General features: G+C 67.5%; 5 protein-coding genes. 2 read left to right on the plus strand and 3 right to left on the minus strand.

The genetic code is table 11. The annotated features are described in order from the left end of the window. A partial coding sequence (locus tag ON33_RS06525; protein ID WP_040856487.1) for a biotin/lipoyl-containing protein occupies window positions 1-320 on the minus strand: 320 nt, incomplete at its 3' end. A 1,016-nt stretch (window positions 321-1,336) separates the two neighbouring features. On the opposite strand from ON33_RS06525, the gene ON33_RS06530 reads away from it, so the two are divergent. Further along, window positions 1,337-1,672 (plus strand): hypothetical protein, encoded by a 336-nt coding sequence (locus ON33_RS06530; RefSeq protein ID WP_040856497.1) that lies wholly within the window; start codon window positions 1,337-1,339, stop codon window positions 1,670-1,672. Between the two features lie 89 nt (window positions 1,673-1,761). Here the strand turns inward: ON33_RS06530 and ON33_RS06535 are convergent, their stop codons facing one another. Next, window positions 1,762-3,267, minus strand: a complete 1,506-nt coding sequence (locus ON33_RS06535) for a leucyl aminopeptidase (protein WP_040856489.1) — start codon at window positions 3,265-3,267, stop codon at window positions 1,762-1,764. A gap of 385 nt (window positions 3,268-3,652) precedes the next feature. Here ON33_RS06535 and tuf point away from each other — a divergent pair, with 385 nt between their 5' ends. Then, window positions 3,653-4,849 carry an elongation factor Tu gene (tuf, locus tag ON33_RS06540; protein ID WP_040856492.1) on the plus strand — a complete coding sequence of 399 codons (1,197 nt, stop codon included), beginning with the start codon at window positions 3,653-3,655 and terminating at the stop codon, window positions 4,847-4,849. 4 nt (window positions 4,850-4,853) lie between these two features. On the opposite strand, the gene ON33_RS06545 is transcribed toward tuf, so the two are convergent. Continuing rightward, window positions 4,854-6,281, minus strand: a complete 1,428-nt coding sequence (locus tag ON33_RS06545; RefSeq protein ID WP_040856494.1) for a sugar porter family MFS transporter — start codon at window positions 6,279-6,281, stop codon at window positions 4,854-4,856. Window positions 6,282-6,727: the final 446 nt, after the last annotated feature.

A 6,727-nucleotide genomic window follows, 5' to 3' on the forward strand; every position in this document is an offset into this window, starting at 1 on the left:
GGGGCGGGAGCGGGGGCAGGCGCGGGTGCCGGGGCAGGGGCGGCCACGGGAGCCGGGGCGGCGGCCGGGGCCGGAGCGGAACCGGCCTCACCGATCACGCCGAGCTCGCCGCCGATCTCGATCACGTCGTCCTCCTGGGCGACGATCTTCAGCAGAACGCCTGCGGCCGGAGACGGGATCTCGGTGTCGACCTTGTCGGTGGAGACCTCGAGCAGCGGCTCGTCGACCTCGACCGTGTCTCCTTCCTGCTTCAGCCACCTGGTCACAGTGCCCTCGGTGACGCTCTCACCAAGAGCCGGCATCTGGACGGAGAAGGTCATGTCCGTTGACTCCTCTGACTGCTCGTCGGGTTAAACAGTTCGTCTCTCCGCGAGCCTGGCACCGCGGGTCGCGGTGTCGGCCCGACGGCCGCCGAAGACTCAGTGGCACCGGAGATCCGTGTTGGTTCTTGTTCCGATCACCCATCCTTGCACTCGCCCGGGTGCGGCGTGTCACAGGGCGGCGGTTGTGCCGACCTCTCAGTGCCGCGATCCCCCGCGTGAGCAAGAGATCTCCCTGGCGCGAGCCTGGATTGGCGGGAATGGCATGAGACGTATCACGTTTGCGCTCACCACCGCTTACCGGGGTGCCGCTGTGCGGGAGTCACGGCAACGCCGAGCGGGTTAGCGGTCGGCTAGCTGGACCCGCCGGCGCTCGTCCGGCGGACGGCCACGGCGTACCCGGGCTGTGGTGGTTACGGCTCCGGCGGGATTCCGCCTGTGCCGGCATGTGGAAATGGCTCCGCCGCATCGGCTCTGATTCGCGGTCCCCTTGCCGGAGCGGGCGGCCTCGGGCACCACGTGCCCGGGGGCTGACGCATCTCGAGGTGAATCCGTCGAATCTGCTCGTCATGCCACCGTATTCGCGTACCTGATCGATTACGGGATCGTGCCTGCTGCCGGATCACCGCGGCGGGCTGGCAGATGCTGACGGTCTGTCGGTCGACCGCAACACTGTCCTGGTCGCATCAGGCGGCTACGAGCGGAAGGGGTCGTAGAGTTCCGTTGCGGGCGGGAGCTGTTCACCGACCGCTGACTCCCCGGCGGTGACCGCACGCCGAACGCTCGCCGCAATGGCCTGCCGGAAGTCGGGAGTGGCACCGAGAACCGCAACGGAGGTGGTCGCGGCGCACTTGTCGCGGCCTGGTCGTGCGCTGGGCCGGCACCGGGCTGAGCTGGGGCTGAACAGATTCTGTGGGGCTGCTCAGAAGTTGGGCGGGGGAGTGGCGAACCGGCCTGAGGCTGGCACTATCGAGATATCCGGCGCTTCCTTCGCGGCCGGAGAGGAGGTGGCCGGGATGGGTTTCCTGGATCTGTTCGGGCGCAGCGGTACCGCGCGCCGGGGTGACGTCGACCCCGAGGCCATGGCGCATCTCGTGGCCTGGACTCGAAGCCATTACGGCGTGGAGGCTTTCGTCGAGCCGCGCACGACGGTGACCGATGTGTCGGTTCTCCTGGTCGCCCACGACGGGGCCTGGACCCGCCGCGTGGTCGGCGAGCGTGGCGCGCAACGCCTGTCCGCCGCCCTGAACATCCCCGTCTACGACGCCCGTCGCGTCGGCTATCCCCAGCGCATGCGCGATTACGAAGCCCGCCGCCGCATCCTCGAACGCCGCGCGGCCCAGGACTTCTGACCCCGGAACGTCCGGCGCGAGTCCGGCCGCGCCGAACGACGACGCCCGCCACCGCACAGCGCGGGGGCGGGCGTCTCTGTGACCGCTCGTTATTCGGCGGCGATGTCCTCGAGGGTCGCGATCAGGGTGCGGACCGGGACGCCGGTGCCGCCCTTGCCGATGTAGCCGAACGGCCCGCCGGTGTTGTAGGCGGGACCGGCGACGTCGAGGTGCGCCCACTGCACGCTGTCGGAGACGAACTCCTTGAGGAACAGCCCGGCCGACAGCATGCCGCCCCAGCGGTGCGGCGCGACGTTCTGCAAATCGGCGATCTTGGAGTTCAGGTCGGCGCGCAGTTCCGCGGGAAGCGGCATGGCCCAGGCGTTCTCGCCGATGGCCTGCGAGATGCGGGCCACCCGGTCGCGGAAGGCATCGGTGCCCATCACGCCCGGGGTGCGGGTGCCGAGCGCGACCATCTGCGCACCGGTGAGGGTGGCGACGTCGATGATGTAGTCGGGCTCGTCCTGGCCCGCGCGCACGAGCGCGTCGGCGAGGATGAGCCGGCCCTCGGCATCGGTGTTGATGACCTCTACGGTGGTGCCGCCGAACTGGGTGAGCACGTCACCGGGCCGCTGCGCGGTGGCCGACGGCATGTTCTCGGCCATGGGCACGGTGGCGATCACGGTGAGCGGCAGGCTCAGTCGCGCCGCCAGCAGCGTGGTGGCGATGACCGCCGCCGCGCCGCCCATGTCGGAGGTCATGTTCTCCATGTTCTGCGCGGGCTTGATGGAGATGCCGCCGGTGTCGAAGGTGATGCCCTTGCCGATCAGCGCCACCTTCGGGTCGCCGCCCGCATAGGTGATGCGGATCAGCCGCGGCGGCCGCGAGGAGCCCTTGCCGACGCCGAGAATGCCGCCGTAGCCCTGGGTTTCGAGTTCCTTCTCGTCCAGGATCTCTACCTGCAGACCCGCGGCCTGGGCCAATTCCGCTGCGCGGTTGGCGAATTCGGCCGGGAACAGATCGTTGGGCGGGGTGTTCACGAAATCCCGTGCGGTGGCGACCGCTTCGGCGACGGCCTGCGCCCGGAACAGCTCCTCTTCACCGAATCCCGGGTCGGGAACCAGGAATTCGACCCGCTTGACCGGCTGATCATCGGCCTTGGGCGCGCTCTTGGCCGACTTGAAGGTGGTGAACTGGTACGCGCCCAGGTAGAAGCCCTCCGCGGTCGCGCCCAGGCCCAGCCCCGACAGCGTGGTGACCGCGGTCGCGACCCCGCTCAGCGCCCGCCCGGCCGCACCGGCCGACTTGCGGACCTGCTCGGCGTCGAGCTTGTCCTCCGCTCCGAGCCCGACCGCCAGCACGTAGTCCACGCCCAGCCCGGCCGGCGCCGGCACCCGCGTGATCTCCTCGCCCTTGCCCTTGGCACCGACCGCTCGCAGCGCGCTCAGCAGTGCCGCCCGAGTGTCGCCGTCCAGCACATCCTCGAAGGCGTCGGCGGGCGCGATCACCGGCCCGTCCTCCGTGGAGGTGAGGCCGATGACGAGTACATCGGCCTCCCCGATGCCCTCGACGCGTACGAGTTCCGGTCCGAGCGAACGATCTGCAACAGCTGTCATAGGAGCCCACGTTACTGCGCCCGTCCGGCCCGAGCCGGTTGGGCGCAGTCAGTGCGCTCCAGACCGTCCATTTTGTAATAGCCGGTCGATCGCTGTTGGTTTGTGCGCCCCCTGGAAAAGGACGATTCGGGCGAGGTATCGATGTCGCGGTCGTCGGCGAGTGAGTCCGGTGCGAACCGGCCGTCCGCTCCGGGAAAGTCAGCGGAAAACCTATGGTCGGACCGGGTTTTCGTCAATAGTCCTCGACGCCCGGTTCAACCGGTTTCTGACCTTTCCCGCCCCGGGCTGAATACCCTGGAACGGACACCGCCGTCGGGCACGACCTCGCGGTGTCCCCACCCTCCGGTGCCCGCCTCGAATCGCACGGGCGCGCAGGAGGTTTCCAGTGGCGAAGGCGAAGTTCCAGCGGACGAAGCCGCACGTCAATGTCGGCACCATCGGCCACATCGACCACGGCAAAACCACTCTCACCGCGGCGATCACCAGGGTCCTGCACAACAAGTATCCGGACCTGAATCCCTTCACGCCCTTCGAGGCCATCGACAAGGCCCCCGAGGAGCGGCAGCGCGGCATCACCATCTCCATCGCGCACGTGGAATACCAGACGGAGAACCGCCATTACGCGCACGTCGACTGCCCCGGCCACGCCGACTACATCAAGAACATGATCACCGGCGCCGCCCAGATGGACGGCGCCATCCTGGTGGTCGCCGCGACCGACGGCCCGATGCCGCAGACCAAGGAGCATGTGATCCTGGCCCGGCAGGTCGGCGTCCCGAAAATGGTGGTGGCCCTGAACAAGTGCGACATGGTCGAGGACGAGGAGATCCTGGAACTGGTCGAACTCGAGGTCAGCGACCTGCTCAGCGAGTACGAGTTCGACGGCGACAGCACCCCCATCGTGCGGGTGTCCGCCTACCAGGCGCTCGAGAACCCGACCGGCGAATGGGGCGACACCATCACCGAACTCCTTGCCGCCGTGGACGATTGGATCGACACACCCACGCGTGAGGTCGAGAAGCCCTTCCTCATGCCGATCGAGGACGTCTTCACCATCACCGGCCGCGGCACGGTGGTCACCGGCCGCATCGAACGCGGCGTTTTGAAGGTGAACGCGGAAGTGGAGATCGTCGGCATCCGTCCGAAGACGACCAAAACCACGGTGACCGGTATCGAGATGTTCCGGAAACTGCTGGACGAGGGTCAGGCCGGGGAGAACGTCGGCCTGCTACTCCGCGGCGTCCGCCGCGAGGATGTGGAACGCGGCCAGTGCGTCATCAAGCCGGGATCGGTCACGCCGCATACCCAGTTCGAGGGTCAGGCGTACATCCTCTCCAAGGAGGAAGGGGGCCGCCATACCCCCTTCTTCAACAACTACCGCCCCCAGTTCTACTTCCGGACCACGGATGTCACCGGCGTGGTGACGCTTCCGAAGGAGGTGGAGATGGTCCTCCCGGGTGACAACGTCTCCATGGAGGTGGTGCTCATCCAGCCCATAGCCATGGAGGTGGGTCTCAAGTTCGCCATCCGGGAGGGTGGCCGCACGGTCGGCGCCGGCCAGATCACCAAGATCATCAAATAACCGGTCAGCCCATTTCTTCCAGCGCCTTGCCCTTCGTCTCGGGAACCCACCTGAGCACGAAGGGAATCGAGAGGACGGCGAAGGCGGTGTAGATGACGTAGGTGCCCGACAGGTTCCAGTCGGCGAGGCTGGGGAAGCTGGCGGTGATGACCCAGTTGGCGATCCACTGCGCCGACGCGGCCACACCGAGGGCGGCGGCGCGCAGCTTGTTGGGGAATATCTCGCCGAGCAGCACCCACACCACGACACCCCACGACATGGCAAAGAACAGCACGAAACTGTGTGCCGCCACCAGCGCCGCGACGCCCTGGGTGTGGGGCAGGCTGACACTGTCGCCGGAGCCGCTCTTGTAGGAGAACGCCCACCCCTCCAGCGCGAGTGAGATCGCCATGCCCGTGGACCCGATGAGCGCCAGCGGTTTCCGCCCGATCCGGTCGACCAGCGCCATGGCGATCACGGTGCCGACGATATTGATGATGGACGTGGTGAACGAGTAGAGGAACGAACTGGACGGGTCGATGCCCACCGACTGCCACAGCGTCGCCGAGTAGTAGAAGACGACATTGATGCCGACCAGCTGCTGGAACACCGACAGTCCGATACCGATCCACACCACCGGCAGGAACCCGAACTTCCCGCCCAGCAGATCCTTGAAGGTGGACCGGTGCTCGCTGTGCATGGCCAGCTGGATCTCGGCCACCCGCGCGTCCAGATTGCCCTTGTCGCCCTCGACCTCGGCCAGCACCTCTTTGGCCTTGTCGGTCCTGCCGACGGAGATCAGATACCGCGGCGACTCCGGAATGGTGAAAGAGAACAGCCCGTACAGCCCCGCCGGGATCACCATCACCCCGAGCATCCACTGCCAGGCCTCGAATCCCGCGATGTGACCGCGCTGTTCACCGCCCGCCATCCCGAGGATCGCGAAGTTCACCAACTGTGAAGTGGCGATACCGATCACGATGGCCGCCTGCTGGAACGACGCCAGCCGCCCGCGATACGCCGGCGGCGACACCTCGGCGATGTACGCGGGCCCGATCACCGACGCCATCCCGATCCCGATGCCACCGATCACGCGCCACATCGCCAGATCCCACAGTGCGAACGGCAATGCCGACCCGATCGCGCTACAGGTGAACAGCGTCGCCGCGATCCGCATGCACCAGATGCGCCCGATCCGGTCCGCGATCCGCCCCGCGATCGCGGCGCCCACCGCACACCCGATGAGCGCGATGGCCACCACCTGCGCCAAGGTCGCCGACCCGATGTCGTACCGATCTCGGATCGCCTCAACCGCACCGTTGATGACCGAGCTGTCATACCCGAACAGGAATCCGCCCATGGCCGCCGCGGCGGTAATGAACACGACATAGACGAGGCCGTCCGCCCCACCCACCTGGTCGCCGGGTGTTCGCGCTCCCACCGTTGAATCCACGCAGACTCCTTCGTCCCGGCCCGGAGCCCGGTGGGCTCGGGCCAACCACCTTGGGTTAGACCGAGATGACGCACAGAACCCCGTCAGACGGCGCCCTCCGACAATCGTTGCTGCTGAGATGCTTGTCAACGCGGCCCGCAGGGGGTGTTCTCGGGGTCTGCGGACGGGTTGATTCCGCGCGATGCGGCCGCCTTGTCCGGCGGCCAGCCGCTCGGCCTCTCTCAATAGTTGTGTGGCGGACTGGATGTCGCCGGCGCGTGCGGCGTCCGCGGCCCGGGACACCGCCCGCAGAATTCCGGATCGATCTTCGTGACTCGTTGTTCGCGTCCGAAGCGCTCCGGCCACGGGACCTCCTCGCTGATCGGCAATTTGGGAGGTATTCGGAGCCGAAGGCCCGGCGACTCGTTGCGTCCGCACGCCCGAAGTGTCGGAAAAGCGCAGGTAGA

Source organism: Nocardia niigatensis NBRC 100131, from assembly GCF_000308655.1.
In the GTDB taxonomy this organism is placed as follows: Bacteria; Actinomycetota; Actinomycetes; order Mycobacteriales; family Mycobacteriaceae; genus Nocardia; species Nocardia niigatensis.